The organism is Rhodococcus shunpengi (assembly GCF_048381395.1).
Taxonomy (GTDB): domain Bacteria; phylum Actinomycetota; class Actinomycetes; order Mycobacteriales; family Mycobacteriaceae; genus Rhodococcus.
On the sequence record NZ_JBLWIU010000015.1, the window covers coordinates 16180 to 35890 of the forward strand.

At 63.6% G+C, this 19711-nt stretch carries 19 protein-coding genes; 2 read left to right on the forward strand and 17 right to left on the reverse strand.

The window, feature by feature from the left end:
* From ACNJ7K_RS10625 to ACNJ7K_RS10705, 17 genes are all read right to left on the reverse strand, one after another.
* Entirely contained in the window at nt 1-1011 is a 1011-nt protein-coding gene (locus ACNJ7K_RS10625) for an acyl-CoA dehydrogenase family protein (RefSeq protein ID WP_487041634.1), read from the reverse strand.
* 37 nt (nt 1012-1048) lie between these two features.
* Nucleotides 1049-2050 (reverse strand): Rieske 2Fe-2S domain-containing protein, encoded by a 1002-nt coding sequence (locus ACNJ7K_RS10630; RefSeq protein ID WP_487041635.1) that lies wholly within the window; start codon nt 2048-2050, stop codon nt 1049-1051.
* A gap of 164 nt (nt 2051-2214) precedes the next feature.
* Complete coding sequence (locus ACNJ7K_RS10635) at nt 2215-3105, reverse strand: alpha/beta hydrolase fold domain-containing protein (RefSeq protein ID WP_487041636.1); 891 nt, start codon at nt 3103-3105, stop codon at nt 2215-2217.
* A 69-nt stretch (nt 3106-3174) separates the two neighbouring features.
* Complete coding sequence (locus ACNJ7K_RS10640; protein ID WP_487041637.1) at nt 3175-5073, reverse strand: flavin-containing monooxygenase; 1899 nt, start codon at nt 5071-5073, stop codon at nt 3175-3177.
* 161 nt (nt 5074-5234) lie between these two features.
* Nucleotides 5235-5495 carry a hypothetical protein gene (locus tag ACNJ7K_RS10645; protein WP_487041638.1) on the reverse strand — a complete coding sequence of 87 codons (261 nt, stop codon included), beginning with the start codon at nt 5493-5495 and terminating at the stop codon, nt 5235-5237.
* 41 nt (nt 5496-5536) lie between these two features.
* Entirely contained in the window at nt 5537-6565 is a 1029-nt protein-coding gene (locus tag ACNJ7K_RS10650) for an acyl-CoA dehydrogenase family protein (protein WP_487041639.1), read from the reverse strand.
* A complete protein-coding gene (locus ACNJ7K_RS10655) occupies nt 6562-7341 on the reverse strand; it encodes an enoyl-CoA hydratase-related protein (RefSeq protein ID WP_487041640.1) in 780 nt (259 codons plus the stop codon). Before ACNJ7K_RS10655 ends, ACNJ7K_RS10650 begins: the two co-directional genes overlap by 4 nt.
* Nucleotides 7338-8075, reverse strand: a complete 738-nt coding sequence (locus tag ACNJ7K_RS10660) for a 3-hydroxyacyl-CoA dehydrogenase family protein (protein ID WP_487041641.1) — start codon at nt 8073-8075, stop codon at nt 7338-7340. Before ACNJ7K_RS10660 ends, ACNJ7K_RS10655 begins: the two co-directional genes overlap by 4 nt.
* 11 nt (nt 8076-8086) lie before the next feature.
* A complete protein-coding gene (locus ACNJ7K_RS10665) occupies nt 8087-8968 on the reverse strand; it encodes a 3-hydroxyacyl-CoA dehydrogenase family protein (RefSeq protein ID WP_487041642.1) in 882 nt (293 codons plus the stop codon).
* Complete coding sequence (locus tag ACNJ7K_RS10670) at nt 8965-10233, reverse strand: acyl-CoA dehydrogenase family protein (protein ID WP_487041643.1); 1269 nt, start codon at nt 10231-10233, stop codon at nt 8965-8967. Before ACNJ7K_RS10670 ends, ACNJ7K_RS10665 begins: the two co-directional genes overlap by 4 nt.
* The gene (locus ACNJ7K_RS10675; protein WP_487041644.1) at nt 10230-11039 is read right to left on the reverse strand and encodes an enoyl-CoA hydratase/isomerase family protein; all 810 of its coding nucleotides are present in this window, start codon (nt 11037-11039) and stop codon (nt 10230-10232) included. Before ACNJ7K_RS10675 ends, ACNJ7K_RS10670 begins: the two co-directional genes overlap by 4 nt.
* A complete protein-coding gene (locus ACNJ7K_RS10680) occupies nt 11032-12723 on the reverse strand; it encodes an FAD-binding protein (protein WP_487041645.1) in 1692 nt (563 codons plus the stop codon). The genes ACNJ7K_RS10675 and ACNJ7K_RS10680 overlap by 8 nt, the downstream gene beginning before the upstream one ends.
* Nucleotides 12724-12769: 46 nt before the next feature.
* A complete protein-coding gene (locus ACNJ7K_RS10685) occupies nt 12770-13540 on the reverse strand; it encodes an SDR family NAD(P)-dependent oxidoreductase (protein ID WP_487041646.1) in 771 nt (256 codons plus the stop codon).
* A 15-nt stretch (nt 13541-13555) separates the two neighbouring features.
* The gene (locus ACNJ7K_RS10690) at nt 13556-14722 is read right to left on the reverse strand and encodes an acyl-CoA dehydrogenase family protein (RefSeq protein ID WP_487041647.1); all 1167 of its coding nucleotides are present in this window, start codon (nt 14720-14722) and stop codon (nt 13556-13558) included.
* Entirely contained in the window at nt 14715-15494 is a 780-nt protein-coding gene (locus tag ACNJ7K_RS10695; RefSeq protein WP_487041648.1) for an SDR family NAD(P)-dependent oxidoreductase, read from the reverse strand. The genes ACNJ7K_RS10690 and ACNJ7K_RS10695 overlap by 8 nt, the downstream gene beginning before the upstream one ends.
* Before the next feature lie 14 nt (nt 15495-15508).
* On the reverse strand, nt 15509-17098 hold the full coding sequence (locus tag ACNJ7K_RS10700) for a long-chain-fatty-acid--CoA ligase (protein ID WP_487041649.1): 1590 nt from the start codon (nt 17096-17098) through the stop codon (nt 15509-15511).
* A gap of 12 nt (nt 17099-17110) precedes the next feature.
* Nucleotides 17111-18346 (reverse strand): CaiB/BaiF CoA transferase family protein, encoded by a 1236-nt coding sequence (locus tag ACNJ7K_RS10705; protein ID WP_487041650.1) that lies wholly within the window; start codon nt 18344-18346, stop codon nt 17111-17113.
* 89 nt (nt 18347-18435) lie between these two features.
* On the opposite strand from ACNJ7K_RS10705, the gene ACNJ7K_RS10710 reads away from it, so the two are divergent.
* Both ACNJ7K_RS10710 and ACNJ7K_RS10715 read left to right on the forward strand, forming a co-directional pair.
* Complete coding sequence (locus tag ACNJ7K_RS10710) at nt 18436-18729, forward strand: FAD-binding protein (RefSeq protein WP_487041705.1); 294 nt, start codon at nt 18436-18438, stop codon at nt 18727-18729.
* Nucleotides 18730-19089: 360 nt separating this feature from the next.
* Nucleotides 19090-19539: a nuclear transport factor 2 family protein gene (locus ACNJ7K_RS10715; RefSeq protein ID WP_487041651.1), complete on the forward strand. Its 450-nt coding sequence runs from the start codon at nt 19090-19092 to the stop codon at nt 19537-19539.
* Nucleotides 19540-19711 lie beyond the last annotated feature (172 nt).

Below are 19711 nucleotides of genomic sequence, written 5' to 3' on the forward strand. Positions count from 1 at the left end.
CTACCGACCTCCCGCTGTCTCGAGGAACTGCTGACCGATCTGCTCCCACAACACGTCCGGGTCACCGCCGGCCAGGGCCCATCCCTTGGCCCGTCGGACATAGCGATGGATCGCATACTCGAGAGCAACGCCGTACCCACCGTGGTAGTGCAAGCTCACCGACGCAGCGGTCTGGGCAGCGTCAGCTGCCTGGGCATAGGCCATCGCAGCCAGCGCCTGCCAGTTCGCGCTGCCTTGATCGGCTGCCCATGCCGCCTCCAGGACAAGCAACTCTGCGCCCTCGACGTCCGTCGCCGCATCCGCCAGACCGTGTTGGACCGCCTGGAACGTACCGATCGGCACACCGAACTGATATCGCACCTTCGCGTAGTCCACCCCGATACGGATGGCCTGATCACCGAGCCCGACCAGGCCGGCAGCGGTGGCGACACGCCACCACCCGCGGACATCGTCGAAAATTCGCCGGGCGGATTCCCCGGTGGCAAGGACGGTCCGCGAACCGGCGTCGACCGCGCGGTCGGCCAGCGCCAGGAATCCGAGGTCACCGCTCGGCCGTCGCTGAGGCTCGGCCCGCAGGGCAACGAAGTCGTCACCGTCGAGCACGAGTACGACATCTGCAATCCCGCCGGCAACCACGTGCCGGGCAACTCCGTCGCGGACAGGTTCGAGCGCGACGGTCGCAATGAGACGACCGGCGCTCACGTCGGCGGCGAGCTCGGTGGCGTCGGGCACTGCTGTGAGCGCCCGCAGCGCGATCGCCCCTTCGATGATCGGGACGGCGGCAAGGTACCGACCGGCCTCGCGCGCCATGAGCGCCAGACACACGATGTTCCCGTCCTCGGTGTCATTGGCGATGCCGAGTGAATCCAACGAAACGAGCAGCTGCCAGAGTTGCTCATCGAACGCCTCATCGGTGCCGTTCGTCGAGCCGCGACGTTCGGCTTCCTTCTCGAAGAGGGTGGCAAAGGCGCTGCGGACGGCTTCCTCGTCCTCCGTCAGGCGCAGGTCCATCGAAGTGCTCCTTCTCGTCCGGGCAACATCGACTGCATCATTCGTCGCCTTCCGGATAAAACTGATCTGCCCACCGGCGGAAGTCGAGCACCGCATTCTCCCCGGTTGCGAGCCGGGGCTTCGCTCGGTAGAGCTTGGTCTCCCAGATAGGGATGTCCTCCACGATCTGGCTGCTGAACTCCTTCATGAAGGCTTGGCCGTAACGGGACGGACCGGACTCGTCACCCGGCACGAAGAAGATATGGCGGGCAAAAAGTGTCTCGTCGTCGATCGGGGTCACGGTGAACAGGGTGCGCGCTCCCCCCACCCCTACGAGCCGGACCAGACTGATGCCCAGGCCCCACAACTCGGACTCGACCGCACCCTCGACGCTTCCACGTCCGGTCTGCATGGTGACCGAGGCAGTGGCCCGGAACATCGGACCGCCTTCGACCACTTCGACGGCGCCGAAGCCCGGCACGCCGTGCACGAACTGGAAGTGCGAGACGTCGACCGCGTTCTCGAGGATCTCCTGGACGTGCGTTCGGATCGTCCAACTCTGCTCGGACACCACGCACACGAATTCGGGGTCGTCGGCCTCGGGCAACTGCGGCGGGAGCCAATGGGGTTCACGGCCTTCCGCGTCGTACCACACGAAGATCTGGTTGTTGCGCTCGACCGAGGTCCACACCTTCTGGCGAGCACCTCGCTGCGGCTTGTCCCGGTAGGGAATCTCGACGTTGCGGCCGTCGCAGTCGTACTTCCAATGGTGGAAGGGGCACACCAATCGGTCGCCGTCCACGAAGCCGCCCTGTCCGATGTTTGCGCCCATGTGCGCGCAGTACGCGTCGAAAACTCGGGCTTCACCACCGTTCGCGGGTCGCCAGCAAATGAGTTCTTGGCCGAACCAGCGCATCCGGTGCAGCGCACCGGGCTCGACGTCGTCGGACGCCGCAACGCGGTACCAGCTCGAAGGGAACGACGGGAGCTTGATCCGCTCGGCGGTGGTCAGGCCCGTGGCGGGGTACGGCGACGGAGTAAGGATCTCCTGCGATGTCATCGTTTTCGTCTCCTGCATCTGCGGCGGGTCACGTCGTCGCCGGCCCTGATTCCCCGGGGATGTGTACCGAGCCCACGGTGGCTACGAAAGTGCGGGTCCGGCAACGTTAACCTTTGCGAAATAAAATTGTCAATGGGTAAGTTTTTTAACAGCATGCGTACAAATCAAGGTGTGGCCCAGCGCCGGACGAACCGGCCCACTTCCTCGAGCGCGTGCTCGGTCTCGGGGAACTCACCGAACAACTGGAAGGCATGGCACATCTGATAGGAGATCTGCAGATCGACCTCGCACCCGGCACGACGCGCAGCCGCCGCAACGCGAATTGCGTCGTCCACGATCAACTCACTGCTCCCGGCCTGCACCAGCAGCGGAGGAAATCCCGTGAAGTCGGCGAAGCAGGGCGACGCGAGCGGATCCCGCGCATCATGCCCCTGCAGGTATCCCCGGGCCAGCGATGCATAGGCGGCAGGGTTGCCCATGGGGTCGATGTCGGCGTTTCGTCTGAAGCTCTCGGAGTCGAGAGTGAGGTCGGCCCACGGCGACATCGCGATGACGCCGGCGGGCAGGCGTTGCCCATCGCACGGTGCCTCGTCGCGCAACCGCAGCGCCGCAGAAAGGGCGAGCCCCCCACCGGCCGAGTCTCCTGAGAGAAAGACCGGATCGATATTGCCCGACGTAAGTGCACGGAATACCGCGACGACCTCGTCGAGGGCCCGACCGAGAGCGTGCTCGGGACTCAAGGAGAAGTCGGGCAGGAAGACTCGACTGCCCGAAACCCGGCTGATCCGTGCCGCGAGGTCTCGATGGCTCACCGACGATCCGTTGGCGAACCCCCCTCCGTGCAGATGGATCACCACGGTGTTCCGGGGTTCCGGGGCGGTGACCCACCGTCCCGGAACCCCACCGATCGTGGCCGGCTCCACCTGAACGTCCGGACTCGGTTCGGGCCACATAGCATCGACTTGGGCTCGGATCCGGTCGATCGACGGCTTCACCCCGAAATCGAGCGAATCATTGAGTTCCTTGACTGCCCGTACGACATCATCAGAAGCCATGTTGTACTCCTCGTGTCTTTTCACCCGCACCGTCCATCGGGGTCCCGGGTTGCGGGTCAGTCTGCGGAATCATCGCCTTACGTCGTAGTCCGAGATGTCGGCCGGCAGCAGACGCGCGTAGTACTCGTCGACGGTCCACGGCATCTGAACTCCCGACCTGCCATGTTCGTTGACGAAATATCCGCCCTTGCCCTCGGACTCGTAGATCAGCCCGCGTACGGCCTCGTCGATTTCCTCGTTGTAGGCGTCGTAGGCGGACTTCTTGACCTCGACCTCGCGGAAACCGCCCTCGATCTGGGCGATCAGCATCTCGGCGACGTACTGGGTCCACAGGTCGACGTACATGAGGAAGCCACCGCCGCCGCGCCCCTGGGAGTTCGGTCCGTAGATCGAATAGAAGTTGGGGAAGCCAGGGATGCTCATGCCGAGGAAGGCGCGAGCACCGTCCTTGCTCCACAGATCGTCGAAATTCGTTCCGTTCCGGCCATGGAATTCCGCCGGGTAGAAGTAGCGCGACACCTCGAACCCGGCTGCAGCGACGATCAGGTCGAGTTCGATGAGCTCTCCTGCATTCGTCACGATTCCTTCCGGGACGATTTCCCGGACCCCGTCGGTGTTCAGATCGACGTTGTCGCGCATGAGCGCGTCGTACCAGCCGCTGTCGACCACGATCCGTCGGGCCAGCGGTGCGTAGGTAGGCACCAGCTTCGCCACGAGTTCCGGATCGTGTCCGACCTTCTCCGCGACGTAGTCCGAGAGCAGTTTGCGTAGGCTGTCGTTCTTCTCACTGATCAGACCGCCGCTGGCCTGCCAGGCGGGGTCGGTGACCTGCACCTCCTGCATCGCCAGCGTGGCGATGAACTGGCTGTAACTTGCCCAGTTCCAGTAATAGGGCATGTTCTCCAACAACCAGCGGGTGTGTTCCTTCACGGGGCGCTGAAGTCCCGGCGTCTCTACGATCCAACTCGGAGTCCGCTGGAAGGCCGTCACATGCTTGGCCGATTCGGCGATCTTCGGGAGGATCTGAGTGCCCGTGGAGCCGTTCCCGATCACCGCAATGCGCTTGCCGTCCAACTCCAGCGACTGGTTCCAGTCGGCGGTGTGCACCACATCGCCGGCGAAACTCTCGAGGCCGGGAAAGTCGGGCATCTTGGGCGTGGCGAAGAGTCCGGTCGCGGTGATGAGCACGTTGGCCGAGTACTCGGTCCGCTCGCCGGCCGCATTGTTCGCCGTGACACGCCAGGTGGAGGAGGTACCGTCCCATCTGGCATCGACCACCTCCTGGCCGAAGACGATATGCTCGTCCACGCCGAACTTGCGCGCGACGAAGTCCATATAGTCCTTGATCGCCGCCTGGGTCGGGAAGTACTCGTCGAATACATAGCGCTTCTCGAACTTGTACTGGTAGAGCAGGAAGTTCGTGTCCACACGCACATTGGGATAGCGATGGCGGTGCCACGTTCCGCCCAGATCGTCGAGGCGTTCGAGGATCGTGTGTTTGATGCCGAGACGGCTGAGCTTGATCGACATGGCGATGCCGCTGGCCCCGGCGCCGACGATGAGGACATTGAAGTTGTCGAGCGATCCCGGTGCTGCAGGGGTGCTCCATCGCGGATCGCGCGGGAACTCCTCCAGGGCGACCTCGCCGCGATATGCCTGAAACTCGCTGTCCGTCAGCGGGGAACCTTGGAACAGCTCCATGAGGCGCCGCATCTCGGGATCGCTGGGAACGTCGGCACGGGGACCATGGTTCGCAGGATCGGACAGGAAGTCGACGGCCTTGGTCCGGACTGTCGCGATGTCCTCGTCGGACAGGGACGGCCACTGGAAGACGCCTCCGCGGAGGGCGACCCATTCGACCGGCATCTCTGCGAGTTCTGGGTCACCGGTGGCCTGGTAGAGCGCCAACCGCAGCGCGTTTGCATCCGCCTTCTCGACGGCGGTCTTAATCAAATCGTCAGTAGTCAAGATCATCGCGTCCAAACGGGGACGGGTCACCGCCGGAAGGGTCGGTGACGGGGTGGAGTTCTCGGCTCGACAACCGAGCGACCAACTCAAAGTATCAACACGTTACAAGTTGAGCAAGTAGTAATAATTCTGCACCTTGTAAGTTTTGGGGTGTGATTGGCCTACGCCGAAAACGTCGCAACGGTGCGCTTGTAGTCGAATCCCTGCCCGACCGTCAGGCTCCTGTCCGCTGCGAGACGGTCCCACAACTCCGCGGCACTGCCCCGAACCTCATACACAGCGGCAGAGTCGTGCAGATGCTCGACATCGCGCGTCAGCGAAGGACTCAACCGATAACGAACCACCGAAGCAACCTCCGGATAACGTTCGAGAATCTCCGGAATATGCACCTCGTCGTACCACCGCTCGAACTCGTCGAACATGCCCGAACGAGCCTTCGCCAGGACCGTCAGTCGCTGGATACTCATGCTGGGACCTCCTGGTTGTCCATATCTGTCAGAACACGACCTGCCCGGATGCCCGCCTGCATGGCATCCGCTGCGGCGCGAAGAGACAGCGCGGCACGCACCCACCGCTCCACCGGATATTCGGTGAGATAGCCGTAACCACCGTGAACCTGAAGTGCCGCGCCACTGACCTCCACCGCCGCATCGCATGCAATGGCGAGAACACCGGCCGCTTGCGAGACGTCGGATCCATCGGCCTCCAGAGCAGCTGCCGTGGAACTCGCGACCAGCGCGGCCTGTCGCTGCAGCGTGGCACGCATGACCGGCAAGTCGGTCAGCGGCCCACCGAACTGCTCACGCCCGCGGGCATAGTCCACGGCTTGGTCCACCGCGGCACTCGCAATGCCTGCAGCCACGGCCGCGGCCCCGATCCACATACTGCTACGGATCTCGTCCGCGACCGTGCCGAGGGAAATGCCGGCGCCGTTGATGTCAACGCCGACCGTCCGCGCCCCGTCCAATCCGGATCGCCGCACCGGCGAAGTCTGCTGGATCGCCTCGGAAGGCAGCCATACCGCCTCATCACCGTCGAGGAGCACGATCGAGTCGAGTTCACTCGCAGGATCGACACGGTCGATCGCGCCGACATACGACGTGCCGCTGCGCTCCAACCGGACGGACATCGCGGCGGCATCGACGATCACCACGACCCGGTTGCCCGACCGGACCGTCTCGGCGTACTCGCGAGCCTCCGTCGGCCCGCCGGCCAGCGCCGTCAGCGCAGCACGGGATTGGGCACACGCCCAACCCAGCGCCGGCCAGTTCCTGCCGATGAGATGGAGCACAAGCTGAGGGACCCGCCGGGGGTTCGCGTCATCCTCGTCGTCATCGATCATCCAGAGTCCGAGCGCGCCCAGTTCGGCGCGAAGCGCATCGGCGATGGCCGGCTGATCGTCGTGGATCTGCTCCCGGTCCCCTGCAAGCCGAGCGAAGAGATCGACGATCGCCTCCTCCTCGGCGCGCAGGCGTGGGCCTCGCCAGGTCATGACCAGAACCGGCCTGCGTCGGGCTCACGCCGGGCAGCGAACGCCTCGTTGAGCTCGTGTGCCTCCTGAGTCGACAGATACAAGGTCAGCATCTGGTCGTGTGCCATACGTGCCTGACCCGAGACCCCGTTGTGCCGAGCGGAGAAGGCACTCTTCAGACCCGCCAGCGCCATGGGACTGCGGGTAGCGATCTCTCGTGCGATCTCACCGGCGCGAGCGAGGAGCTCCTCTCCCGCCACGACCTCGTTCGCCAGCCCCATCTCCACGGCCTGCGTCGCCGTGAACTTCTGGTTGAGATACCACATCTGCTTCGCGCGCTTGCGGCCGATCGTGTCCTCGAGATACCACGTGCCGTAACCAGCGTCGAAGCTGCCGACCATGGGACCGACCTGGCGGAAGATTGCGTGCTCGGCCGCAATGGTCAAATCACACACGGTGTGCAGGACGTTGCCGCCGCCGACCGCGAAGCCGTTCACGGCAGCGATCACGGGTTTCGGGATGGTGTCGATCGCCTGGTAGACGTCGACGATGGGGAGCACCTGAGACTGGTCGAGCGACTTCATCTCGTCGTGTTCTCCGCCGATGCAGAAGAACTTGCTTCCGGTACCGGTGAGGATGGCAACCCGTAGTTCGGGATTGATCCGGAACCGCTGCAGGGCGTCACTGAGCTCGAGGCAGGTCTCTGCGCGGAGCTTGTTGCCTGCCTCTTCACGGTTGATGGTGATCGTGACGACAGGTCCGTCGACGTCGACGATGATGTCCTGGTAATCAGTCATGCCTGGATGCTTTCTTTCTCCGCTGGGGCAGGGGTGCTGGGGCGTTGGTTGACGCTGCCGAGGCGGCGCAGGAGCGGGGGTGGTGCGAACCGACCGTCGTGCGTCGCCTCGTAGGCCGCTGTGGTTGCGGCGAGATGACGCTCGATTCCGATCTCTTCGAGCATCTGGAACGGTCCCTTGCGGTACCCGAGCCCGAGTTTGACCGCGATGTCGATGTCCTCCGCCGTGGCCAGTTGTTCGTCGTACGCCTGAACGACATCGTTCAGGTAGGGCAAGAACAACCAGTCCACGAGAAATCCCGGGTTGTCCTTCACAACCACCGACGCCCGTTCGAGACGTTCGACGATCGTGCCGACCTCTTCGACGACGGCCACGTCGGTCTGCTCGGCGGCAATCACCTCTATGAGTCCTGCAGCGGTGCCCTCGTGCCCCCAATGCAGGCCGATCAGTCGGCCGGGATCCGAGACCATTGTCGCGAGGGCCGTCACGGACTGGGTGGAGGTGGTCGTCGCCACGATCGCCTCCGCCGGTGCCGCCGCGGATATCGCTCGCAGCGCCTCGGCTTTGTTGTCCTCCGCCACCACTTCGATAATCAGATCGACTGCGAACTCGGCGAATTCGAGTTCCTTCGGGTCGATCACCTGCACGTCGAAGCCGTGTTCGGAAAACAGGTCGGTGAGTCCGGATGCCCCGTGGGCATCGCCGACCACTGCAACCGATCGGGTGGTTGTCACGAGTCGTCCCTTCATGATCCGAACAGCCTGGTGTCGTCGTACTCGTAGAAGCCTCTGCCGGTCTTGCGGCCCAGGTCATTGGCAGCGACCATCCGCTCCACCATCGGCGGAGGGAAGAACCGGGGCTCTCGCAACTGCTCGTAGAGTCGCGTGGCGACCTGCTGGTGAATGTCCATCCCGACGATGTCCAACAACTGGAAGGGGCCCATCGGGTGACCGAGACGCGACTTGACGGCGGCATCGATTCCATCACGCGTTCCCAGTCCGGACTCGAGTGCATCGATACACCGGTTCTCCCACGGGATGAGGAAGCGGTTCACGATGAATCCCGGTCGGTCCTTGGTGACCACCGAGGTCTTGTCCAGCCCGGACAAAAAGCTCACGGTGGCCTCATGGGCCCACGTGGCGGTGTGCCGGCCGTCGGCCACCTCCACGAGACTCATCAAAGGAGCGGGGTTGCAGTAATGCGTGCCGACTACGCGCTCGGGATGCCGAGAACCGGAGGCTATGCCGGTCACCGACAGCGTGGAGGTGTTGGTGTGGAAAAGAGTGTGATCGGAGACGACTTCGTCGAGCTGGCCGAACAACTCTTTCTTCAGCGCCAGATCCTCGAACACTGCTTCCACGACAACCTCTGCGGAAGCCAGGTCGGACATCTGCGTGGTGCCCTGCAGACGCCCGATGGCAGCGTCGGCGTCCTCCTGGGTGATCTTGCCCTTGCGAACCCCCGTCTGGAAGAAGCCGCGGACGGTGTCGATTCCTCGTTCGAGACCGGCCTCGCTGACGTCGTAGAGCAACGTCGGATGCCCGGCACGGACCATCACCACGGCGATGCCCGACCCCATGGTGCCCGCGCCCAGGACCGCAACGGTCTTACGAACATCCTCGCTCATGCACTTTCCTCCTGTTTCACCGTCACGGCACGGCTGACCCGGTCCCTGGCAGTCGCGGTGCGATTGATCTCCCGACCGATGAGAAGTCGTTGGACCTCGTTGGTGCCGTCATAGATTTGGGTGACCTTGGCATCCCGGAGGCAGCGTTCGACCCCGACGTCGGCCAAGTCTCCGAGCGGCCCCAGAATGCGCGCGCACTCGGCCGCAACGTCCCACCCCAGATCGGTGCAGGACTGCTTCATCATCCCGATCAATCCCGTGGGGACATCCGGGTTCTCGTCCACATGACGGGCCACGGTGATCAACAGGAGACGACCCTGAGCGATCCGACCACGAAGCGTGGCAAGGGCGAACAGGTGCTCATCCGACAGTCGCCCCGGGGACACGCACCGCAACGCGTGAAGGGTCCGCGCATAGGCGGCTCGCGCCAACCCGACCCCCTGCGCTGCTGCACTGATCCGGGACTTGACGACCGATTGCATCACGACGCGCCATCCACCGCCCACACCACCCAGTAGGGCATCAGACGGAACGAAAGCGTTATCGAAGAAGACCTCGGCAGTGCTCGACGCGCGCATGCCGAGCTTGGCGAACGGGGTGCCGCGGCGGACTTCCGCCTGACTGCCATCGACGACGAATGCCCCGATACCGTCTCGCCCTTTCGCCCGGTCCGTAGTCGCGAAGCACACGATCACGCCGGAACGGTCACCTGTGGTGATGAAGGTTTTGGAGCCGCTGAGCCGGTATCCGCCAGTCGCGGCGTCGTGGACTGCTCGGGTCCGCAGTCCGGAAACGTCGCTGCCGGCGCCGGGTTCGGTGATGGCGAGCGAGCCGAGGATGGACCCGTCCAGCAACCCCGGGACCCATTGCTTCGCCAAACTTTCACTGCCGAAAGTCATGATCGGGTAGGCGGCGTGCATCTGGGTCATGAACACCAAACTGGTGGAACCGCAGGCGGCGGAAATTTCTTCCATGGCCGTGGCATAAGCGACGTTCGAGTCGCCGCTGCCCCCCAGCTCGCGGGGAAAGACCAATCCCATCAGTCCGGCGTCGGCGAGGGCACGAACCCCTTCACCGACGAATCCACCGTTTTCATCAGCCGAACGAGCCCTGGGGGCCACCTCACGTGAGACGACTTCCCGTGTCCGGCGTCGAACTTCGAGTTCACGTTCGGTGAGCTGAGCGTCGATCGAGGGCTCGTCCAGGGACTGATGCAGTCCCAGGTAGTCGTCGAGGGACTCTTCCAGAGGAGTGAGCACCGTCATCGCATCTCCTCGTTCCCAGCCGCGACCAGGTCCGGGAAGCCGGCTGTACGGCGTTCTCGGAATGCCTGGATTCCTTCCGTGGACTCCGCGCCCACGATTGCCTCGACAGCGGCGTCGGTCTCGGCGGCGAGTCGCTCGGCCTGCGACGACGACCCGTGTGCCTGCCGCACGAGGTGCAGGATGGATCGGATCGCCGCGGGACCGTTTCCGGCGACCACATGCGCTACCTTCATTGTTTCCGTCATCAGGAGTTCGGGGGCCACCGGCGGAAGAACGGTCAGACCCAGTTCATAGGCGCGTTGTGCCGTCAGCCGCTCCCCTGTGAGCATGAGCTGTGCTGCTGCAGCTTGCCCGACGAGGGGTGCGAGGCGTTGCGTGCCGCCATAACCGGGAATCAGCCCCAGTCGTGACTCCGGCAACCCGAAACTTGCCGACTCCGACGTCAGTGCGAAAGTCGAAGCCAGGACGAGTTCGAATCCCCCGCCGAGTGCGAGGCCGTTGACAGCCGCGATCACCGGCACGTCGGCTGACGCAATGTCACAGAAGGCTTGCTGTCCTTCGTGCATGATCCGTTGCGCCGAAGCCACATCGAGTCCGTCGAGCTCTTCGAGGTCCGCGCCGGCCGAGAAGGCTCGCGTCCCGGTGCCGGTAAGCACCGCAACGCGCACGCTCGGGTCAGCGGCAGCCCGCACCACCTCGTCGCGCACGTCGCGAATGAGTCGACCGTTCAGCGCGTTCATCGCCTCGGGTCGATTGATCTCCAGGACCCGCACGGCTCCGTCGCTGGATACGTTCAGCTCACTCATGAACAAGTGCTTTCGTGCGGACGCCGGGCTTGCCGACGAAGTTGGCGGCGGTGTAGGCGAATACGGCCGAGGCACCGATCGTGGCGCCTGCCCCGGGATAGCCGCGGCCGAAGACCGACGCCGTGCAGTTTCCGGTCGCGAACAATCCTTCGATCGGCGAGGCGTCGGCACGCAACACGCGTCCGTGTTCGTCGGTCATCAGTCCGCCGCTGGTTCCGATGTCACCCGGATAGATCGGAATGGCGTAGAAGGGGCCGGTCTCGACGGCGCCGAGGCACTTGTTCGGTCCGTGATCGGGATCGCCGTAGAACTGCTGCCATCCACCCTCACCGCGGTGGAAGTCCTCGTCGATACCGGTGCGGGCGAACCCGTTGAAACGATCGACCGTCTTCGCCAGTCCCTCGGCATTGATCCCGCACTGTGCAGCCAACTCCTCGAGAGTATCGGCCGTTTTCCAGTCGCCGGCATCGATCCACTTCTGATGGCCTTTGCCAGGAAGCGCCATGCCGAAGGTGTACTTCTGGCGATGAGTGTTGTCGATGATCAACCAGGCCGGAATCGCCGCGCCCGTCGCTTTGTGGTGCGCATAGATGCGCTGTCCCGCTTCCTGATAGCTGATCGACTCGTCGTAGAACCGGTCGCCGTTGGCATCCACCGTGATCGCATGCGGTTTGGCGCCGACCGTCATCGCCATGGCCGGCTTGCCACCGTTCATCCAGGTCGGCATCCACCAGGCTTCGTCCACCATCGCGGTGTCCGCCCCGAGGTCGGTGGCCATCCGGATGACCTCGCCGGTATCGCCCGGATTGGACGAAGTCCACTCGTCACTCATCGGTCCCACGTGCCCGGCGTACTCCTCCCGCATAGTCAGGTTGCGGGAAAAGCCACCGGACGCAATGAGCACCCCGTCGCGGGCCTGCACCCGAAGCCGAATCCCGTCCCTTTCGACGACTGCCCCGATGACTCGATCGTCCTCGACGATCAACTCGACGACCGGCGAATTCAGCCATACCGGCACCTTGCGCCGCAACAACGCGTAGAGAATCCGGGTCATCAGCGCTTCACCGTTGGTGACATACCTCTGGCCGCTGGCCACACCCCACGCCGTGCGGAAAGCGACCCGCGCGACGGCGGAGCGGCCGCCGGAACTCTTCGGGGTCTGTAGCGCAGAGCCTTCGCCGGTGTAGATGTTGAGCAGGGGTGAGAACCCGGGACGAATGCGTTTGCTCCACTTGCCGAGCTTCCTGCGGTTGAAGACCTTCGGCTCGATGGACCGGCCGGCCATGGACCCGCTTCGATAACCCCGAACCCCGGCGTAGTAGTCACTCATCCCCGGACAACGAATGAAATCCACACCCTCGGATTCGAGGAAGTAGATCATCTCGTTGCCCTCGGTGAGATACGCCTCGCGACGCTCGAGCGATGAGGCCGGACCGACATCGCCCACGAGCGAATCCAAGTAGTCCAGCGCACTCTCGTGAGAATCCGGCACGCCCTCGCGCTGCATCAGCGGGTTGTTGGGCATCCAGATGACGCCGCCGGACATGGACGTCGACCCACCCCACAGATCGGTCTTCTCCACAACGAGCGCGCTCTTCCCCAACGCATTCGCTCGGAGTGCACCGACCGCGCCGGCACCGCTGCCGATGACGAGGAAGTCAGTGCTGTGGTCCCATTCAGTCATTCTCAGCCTCGATCCATATGTCGGAAATGATGTCGAGCGGCGCGTGTCACAGTCCGTAACCACCGTCGACGTCGATCTTCTGGCCGGTGACGTAGGCGGCCTCGTCGGAGACGAGGAAACAAACCATGGCGGCGACCTCATCACCCAAGCCCAGCCGACCCAGTGGGATCTGCTTGACGACGGCCTCGCGCATCTTCGGCGGAACATCACCCGTGGCAGCGAGATTGACGCCCATCCCATCTTCGAGCACGCCGGGTCCGACAGCATTCGCCCGCACCCCGAAGCGGCCCTCCTCGACGGCAACCGCATGGATCAGCGCCTCGATTCCCCCCTTCGGAACCGAGGACAGCGCGTCGCGTGCGGGATAGCGCCGTAACGCCATCGAGGAGACCGCCGTCAGTGACCCGCTGCTCTCACGCAGGTGTGGCAGGCTCGCACGTACCAGCTCGAAGAAGGCCATGAGTTCATATCGCACATGGTGCGCGAATTGCTCCGAGGTGAACGTGCTGACGAATCGCTGGTGGGCATAGGGTCCCGCGGCGTTCACGACTGCATCGAGCCGACCGAACTCTTCGAGCACGCGTGCCACGAATCCATCGGCCTGCTCGGGATCACTCATGTCAGGGTTGTCGAAATACGCTGCGCCACCGAGCGCTTCGATTTCCTTGCCCAGTTCGATCGCACCGGTCTCATTGCTGTTGTAGGTGAAGCCGATTCGGTATCCCTGCGCGGCCAGGCGAAGGCACACACCTCTACCTACACCGCCCGTACCGCCGGTCACCAGTGCTACCCGCTGCTTCGTGGCCACGTCGCTCATTGCTTACTCCTGGTCCTACATCGCTCGCGCGATGACTTCCTTCATGACTTCGTTGGCGCCGCCGTAGATGCGCTGGACTCGGGCTCCGGCAAAGATGCGCGCAATCGGGTAGTCGAGGATGTATCCGTAACCCCCGAAGACTTGGAGGCATCGATCCGCGACCGAGGACAACATCTCAGTGGACGCCAGTTTGATCTGGGCGGCGAGTGTCGCGTCGAGACGTCCCTCGACGTGCTCTCCGATGCAATGGTCCAGGAAAGTCCGGGTGCTCAGAACCTCGGTTGCGCAGGATGCCACCTCGTGCCGCAACGAGGGAAGATCCCACAACGTTGCGCCGAAGGCACTTCGTTGCCGTGCGTGTTCGATTGCCAGCTCGACAGCGAGTTCCGCCTGGGCTACCGCCCCGATGGCGATTGCAAGGCGTTCCTGGGGCAACTGTTGCATCAGGTAGGTGAACGCAGCACCTTCATCCCCGACCAGAGCGCCCGCAGGAAGCGCCACTTCATCGAAGAACAACTCTCGCGTGTCCTGCCCCTGTTGCCCGATCTTCCGCAGCGGCTTCCCGTGTGAGAAACCCTTCAGATCCTTTGTCTCTACTGCGAACAGAGACAGTCCCTTCGATCCCGGTCCGCCGGTCCTGGCCACGACGAGCACCACACCCGCCATGGAGCCATTGGTGATGAACGTCTTCGAGCCGTTCAGGATCCAACCGTCTTCCGCCTTGCGTGCGGTGGTGCGGATCGCCTTCAGGTCCGAGCCCGCTCCGGGCTCTGTCATGGCGATCGCACCGATCAGATCACCCGCCGCCATCTGCGGTAGGAGTTGTTGTTGTTCCGGGGTGCCGAAATGCACCAGGTAATGCGGGACGATCGTGCTGTGGATGGCATACGCCAGCGTGTCGTCACCGGTGCGGCCCTGCTCCCAGAGCACGGCGGCTTCGTGGGCGAAGGTACCTCCGCCGCCGCCGAGTTCTTCCGGCACGCTCGGCAGGAGCAGACCCAGACGCCCGGCTTCCTGCCAGGTCGACGCATCGACACGATGCTGGTCGGCGAAGCGTTCTTGATGGGGAAGCACCGACTGGGTGAAGAACGTCCTGGCCAGGGCTGCTACGTCGTGGACCCCGTCCGCCTCGGTCCACGCGGATCGATACCCGGGCCGGCTGTGTGGGCGCGGCTCAGACAAGTTCCATCCCGCCGTCGATGGTGTAGGAGGAACCGGTCACGTATGCCGCTGCGGGAGAGGCGAGGAAGACTGCCAGCGGCCCGAGTTCCTCGGGTTCCGCGATCCGCTTGAGCGGCACATTCCGCAGCATCTGCTTGAGCATCTCGGGGTTGTCCATGCCTTCGGCGGTGATCTCGGTGTTGAAATATCCCGGTGCAATCGCATTGACCGTGACGCCGCGTGAGGCCCACTCACGAGCCAAGGTGCGGGTCAGATGCGCAACTGCGGCTTTCGAGGTGACATAGGCGGTGTGGCCCGGGACCGCTCGCACTGCCCAGGAGGACGACACGTTGATCACCGTTCCGCTGCCACGCTCGACAAGGTGAGCACCAACCGCTCGCGTCATATCCGCGAGTCCGACAACGTTGGTGCGGACGATTCTCTCCCAGTCACTACCCTTTGTCTCGAGAAACGGTGTGGGGTAATGGATCCCCGCATTGTTGACGAGAGTGGTGACTTCACCGAAGCGTTCGATCGCCCGCTCGAGGACGTGGTCGCCTGCACCGTCCTCACTGACATCGGCGCTGACGGCGAGTACACGCTCCCCTGTCGGGTCGATCGCGGTGCACGCCTCGTCCAGCGATGACTGAGAACGCGAGACGAGCACCACTCGCGCGCCGGCATCGACGTATGCTGCTGCGATGGCTCGTCCGATGCCTCGGCTGGCACCGGTGACGATCGCGGTCACGCCGTCGAGCACGTCCGGTGCCCACATCGGTCGTCGGTTGGTCATGGTTCCTCACTCCGTCATCGGTTGTTGTGTCCATCGCGCAGGCGCTTCTTGTCGAACTTGCCCACACTCGTCCTTGGGATCGCGTCGATCACGATCACGTCCTCAGGGATCCACCATCGTGGGACACGATCAGTCAGGTATTCGGCGATCTCGGCGGCCGATATTGCCGTGGACGACCCTGTCGTCGTCACATAGGCAACAGGGCGTTCTCCCCAGCGATCGTCGGATCGGGCAACGACGGCCACCTCGCGTACCAGCGGGTGCTCACCGATTGCGTTCTCCAGTTCGGCGGAGGGGATCCATTCGCCACCGGACTTGATCATGTCCTTCGTGCGGTCGACAATGCGAATTACACCTTCGTCGCTGATTTCGGCGACATCTCCGGTTCGCAGCCAACCGTCCTCGGTGAATTGGGACTCTGTGCCCCGCGGACGTCCGAAGTACTCACCGGTGATGGTCGATCCTCGAACCTGCAGTTCACCACCCATGTTCTGGTCGATGCGCACGTCGACGAGCGGCATGGGGCGTCCCTGGCTCATGCGGAGATCCATCAGGTCTTTACCCGAGGCGGTGCTGCGGTGGGGAATGCGACCGACAGCGATCAACGGGTTGGCCTCTGTCATACCGAATCCCTGAACCATGGGAATGCCCAATTCGTCGAACCGTTTGAGAAGCGCCGTGGTCAGCGGCGCGCCGCCGGCCACCACCATCCTCAGTGTGGACAGGTCCGGCAGGTCGTCGAGTTCGCCCACTCCGTGCCAGATCGTGGGAACACCTGCAGAGACCGTCGCCTGTTGCTCCGAGAGGACAGCTGCCATTGCTTCCGGAGCGGTCAGTGGGCCCGGTAGGACCAGGCGTCCACCGGCCAGCAACGTTGCATAGGGAAGTCCCCAGGCATTGGCGTGGAACATGGGAACAAACGGGACCACCACGTCGCTCTCGCAGATTCCGTAGAAGTCCGGCAAGCTCTCGAGCACCGTGTGCAGCATTGTCGATCGGTGGGTGTAGACCACGCCCTTGGGCCGCCCGGTGGTGCCGCCGGTGTAGCACATTGTGCAGGCCGCCGATTCGGGGAAACGTGGAAACTCGAAATCTTCATCGCCCGAGTCGAGAAAGTGTTCATAGTCCAGGTCGCCGGCTCCGAGAGTCGTCGGGCCACCGATCACGATCCGACGTACGCCCTCGGGAAGCGTCGGAAGCCTGTCGCTCAAGTCGGCTTCGACGACGACGACACTGTCCTCGGCGTCATCGATGATGAAGGCCAGCTCGTCCTCGTGCAGTCTGATGTTGAGGGGGTGAACGACGGCTCCGAGGCACGGAACAGCGAGATAAAGTTCCAGGTGCTCTCGAGTGTTCCAGGCGAAGGTGGCGACTCGATCCCCCTCTCCGATGCCTAGATTCGAGAGAGCGGAGGCGAGTTTGCGCACGCGCTTCATCAACGTTGCGCAGTCGACCTTCGAACTGCGTCCGTCAGCGTCGTACGAGACGATGATCTGGTCTCGGAAGAGCTGCTCTGCTCGAGTGACGATGGAATTCAGTACGAGCGGTTCGTCCATCATCGTTCCGGGAAATTGGGGCGTCCGCCCGTGTTCCAGCGGTGGCATGTCCCTCATCTCCTACGACAGTGCCCGCGCGGGCTCGGTCCGGGTCGGCACATAGATGGATCCTTCGGCGGCCATCCGTTCGATGTCGGCGTCGGTGAATCCGAGTTCACACATCACCTCGTAGGTGTGATCCCCCAATTCCGGGAAGCGTTCGTTCCTCGGTTCCGGGATCGACCCCAGACGGAATGGGCTGCGCACGGTCACCATCGCTCCGTCGCTGCCCGGCACCGGGAGCAATGAACCACGAAATCCCACTTGCGCGTCCTGCACGACTTCGGAGAGGGTCTGCACCGCCGAAACCGGAACGTTCACCCGCGTCAACCGCTCGATCCAGACGCTCGCCGGCTCCGTCGCCAACACGTGCGCAACGTGTTTCCGAATCCGTTCGCGTGCGCGCTGCCGGTGGGCATTCGTCGCCAGTTCCGGGTCGTCGGCCAATGCGTCGAGTCCGAGTTCGCGGGCGAAACGCTGCCACATGGCGTCGTTGCCGATGGCAATCACGATCGATCGGTCGGCGGTTTCGAAGGGTTGGTAGACCGCCAGGACGGAATCGGTTCCTCCGCTCGGCGCCGGCTCCGCTTCCCCGGCATGGAACGAAGCGATCCGGGGCGCCATGAGTGCCAAGTCGGTTTCGAACAAGGACACGTCGATCACATCGCCGATGCCTTCGCGGAAGCGTTTGACCAGCGCCGCATTGATTGCCAACGCCGCGCACATGGCCGTTGCAATGTCGGACAGTGCGGTGGAGACACGCTGGGGAGCGCCGCCCCGTGCGCCGGTGACGGACATCAGTCCCGAGCGTGCCTGCGCGACGAGGTCGTATCCAGGGCGATCCTGATGCGGCCCATCGGAACCGAAGCCGGACAGTGCGCAGTAGATCAATTGCGGAAAGGATGCGCACAGAGTGTCGGGGTCGATGCCGAGCGACGCCAACTTCGCCGGGTTCATGCTTTGGACGAATACGTCGGCGTCGGCGAGCAGGCGGTGGAGGACCTCACGACCGCTGTCGGACTTCAAGTCCAGGGCGATCGAGCGCTTGTTCCGATTGGCAGCGGCGAACCAGGCCGAGTTCCCGTCGACGAACGGGGGGCCCCAACCTCGGGCTTCGTCGCCCGCAACCCGTTCGATCTTGATCACAGTCGCCCCGAGATCGGCGAGGTACATCGAGGTGGTCGGTCCGGCGTAGGAGGTCGACATGTCGACGACCTTCACCCCGGCGAGCGGCCCCGGAATCACTTCAGCTGTCACCGTTCCCACGGTAGTCATATGTGAACAGCTACGTCAACTATTTACATCGTGAGACCTTTTGTTCAACGTTGCCAATGTCGGCGTTCAAGATGCTGGGCGGATGCCTACAGAATGCGCCTCCCCCAAAAGAGGGACCTGGCACGCCTGGACAGCATCGGCGCCAGCGGCTCTGCGAACGAAGGAAACGGCGGGCAAGCGGAACGCTGCGGGTACCGCACTCGACACGGATACATGCACCGCTCTATGCAATCCACCCGATCCCCGCCGATCTCGGTACCTGCGGTGATCTGGTGACCGACGAGTACGTTCGTGTTCCGGGGATCGACGACCCGCCGATCTCCGGTCTCTACGCAACGGTCAACACCACTGCCACCCCTCCTTAGACGCACCTACATGAGTGCCGGCGGCAGCATCTCCAACAGCATCGTGTCCGGCCATCTCGTCGCAGCTCATGCCACCCAGGACGGCACTGACCGCCAGGTCCGGCGCACGTGAAGGTGAGCGCCCCCGCGCTGGGAAATTTGCGGCGGCCGGGCTACTCTCGCGGTGTCCATCATCTCGGTACGTGAGCGGCTGTCATCGCAGAGCCCATGTCGTAGCCCGTCGGACGTCCGCCGCACGAGTAGCGACATCACAGTCGCTTTCCGAGTGCAGACGAATCTGTGTCTTGCCGCCCAGACGGCACCCTCGCCCTTGGGGGTATGAGATCCCTCCGGGCAACCAAACCTATTGGAAGGCTGAGAATGACCACGGAAAACAGTACGAACAACCTTGCCGACCTTGCCGACCACATTGCGGTCGGCCAACTTCTGAATCAGTACACCGACGCGCTCAACGCAACCGACTGGGACGTCCTGGCAAGCCTGTTCACCGAAGATGCAATCTGGCGAGTCATCACCAACGGTGAAGTCGAATACGTACAAGAAGGCGGGAAGAACATCCTTGCATTCCTCAGGGACTCCACCGCGACAACGCAAGCCTTCGTGCAGATGAACCACGCTCCCGTCATCCACCTCGATGGAGAACGCGCCTCCGCCAGCTCGACGATGGAGGCAATCTACTGGTTCGAAAACGGCACACGACAACAGCGATTCGCCATGTACTACGACGAGATGATCCGAGGAAACGACGGCAAGTGGCGATTCACGCAACGAGAGTTCCGCTCGAAAGCGACGGTCACGTTCACGGAGTAGGCAACTGAGATCGCCCGTCGGCGACCTCAGGCGTGGGGCAGCACTCGCACTCGATCACTGGCCGCATCCAGGCTCAACACCGGCGCCCCACCCCGGCTTTATCGGGGAATCCTGCGACGAGGACGAGGCCTTCCGGAAATTCAGCACCGATGCCGAGACCTCGTCGAGGACC

Bases quoted from the DNA above. Each gene is read 5' to 3' on its own strand.
- ACNJ7K_RS10670 (WP_487041643.1), bottom strand. From the start codon at position 10,233: ATGACGGTGCTCACTCCTCTGGAAGAGTCCCTCGACGACTACCTGGGA.
- ACNJ7K_RS10715 (WP_487041651.1), top strand. From the start codon at position 19,090: ATGACCACGGAAAACAGTACGAACAACCTTGCCGACCTTGCCGACCAC.
- ACNJ7K_RS10675 (WP_487041644.1), bottom strand. From the start codon at position 11,039: ATGAGTGAGCTGAACGTATCCAGCGACGGAGCCGTGCGGGTCCTGGAG.
- ACNJ7K_RS10635 (WP_487041636.1), bottom strand. From the start codon at position 3,105: ATGGCTTCTGATGATGTCGTACGGGCAGTCAAGGAACTCAATGATTCG.
- ACNJ7K_RS10645 (WP_487041638.1), bottom strand. From the start codon at position 5,495: ATGTTCGACGAGTTCGAGCGGTGGTACGACGAGGTGCATATTCCGGAG.
- ACNJ7K_RS10710 (WP_487041705.1), top strand. From the start codon at position 18,436: ATGCTGGGCGGATGCCTACAGAATGCGCCTCCCCCAAAAGAGGGACCT.
- ACNJ7K_RS10655 (WP_487041640.1), bottom strand. From the start codon at position 7,341: ATGACTGATTACCAGGACATCATCGTCGACGTCGACGGACCTGTCGTC.
- ACNJ7K_RS10680 (WP_487041645.1), bottom strand. From the start codon at position 12,723: ATGACTGAATGGGACCACAGCACTGACTTCCTCGTCATCGGCAGCGGT.
- ACNJ7K_RS10650 (WP_487041639.1), bottom strand. From the start codon at position 6,565: ATGACCTGGCGAGGCCCACGCCTGCGCGCCGAGGAGGAGGCGATCGTC.
- ACNJ7K_RS10695 (WP_487041648.1), bottom strand. From the start codon at position 15,494: ATGACCAACCGACGACCGATGTGGGCACCGGACGTGCTCGACGGCGTG.
- ACNJ7K_RS10685 (WP_487041646.1), bottom strand. From the start codon at position 13,540: ATGAGCGACGTGGCCACGAAGCAGCGGGTAGCACTGGTGACCGGCGGT.
- ACNJ7K_RS10665 (WP_487041642.1), bottom strand. From the start codon at position 8,968: ATGAGCGAGGATGTTCGTAAGACCGTTGCGGTCCTGGGCGCGGGCACC.
- ACNJ7K_RS10625 (WP_487041634.1), bottom strand. From the start codon at position 1,011: ATGGACCTGCGCCTGACGGAGGACGAGGAAGCCGTCCGCAGCGCCTTT.
- ACNJ7K_RS10700 (WP_487041649.1), bottom strand. From the start codon at position 17,098: ATGCCACCGCTGGAACACGGGCGGACGCCCCAATTTCCCGGAACGATG.
- ACNJ7K_RS10630 (WP_487041635.1), bottom strand. From the start codon at position 2,050: ATGACATCGCAGGAGATCCTTACTCCGTCGCCGTACCCCGCCACGGGC.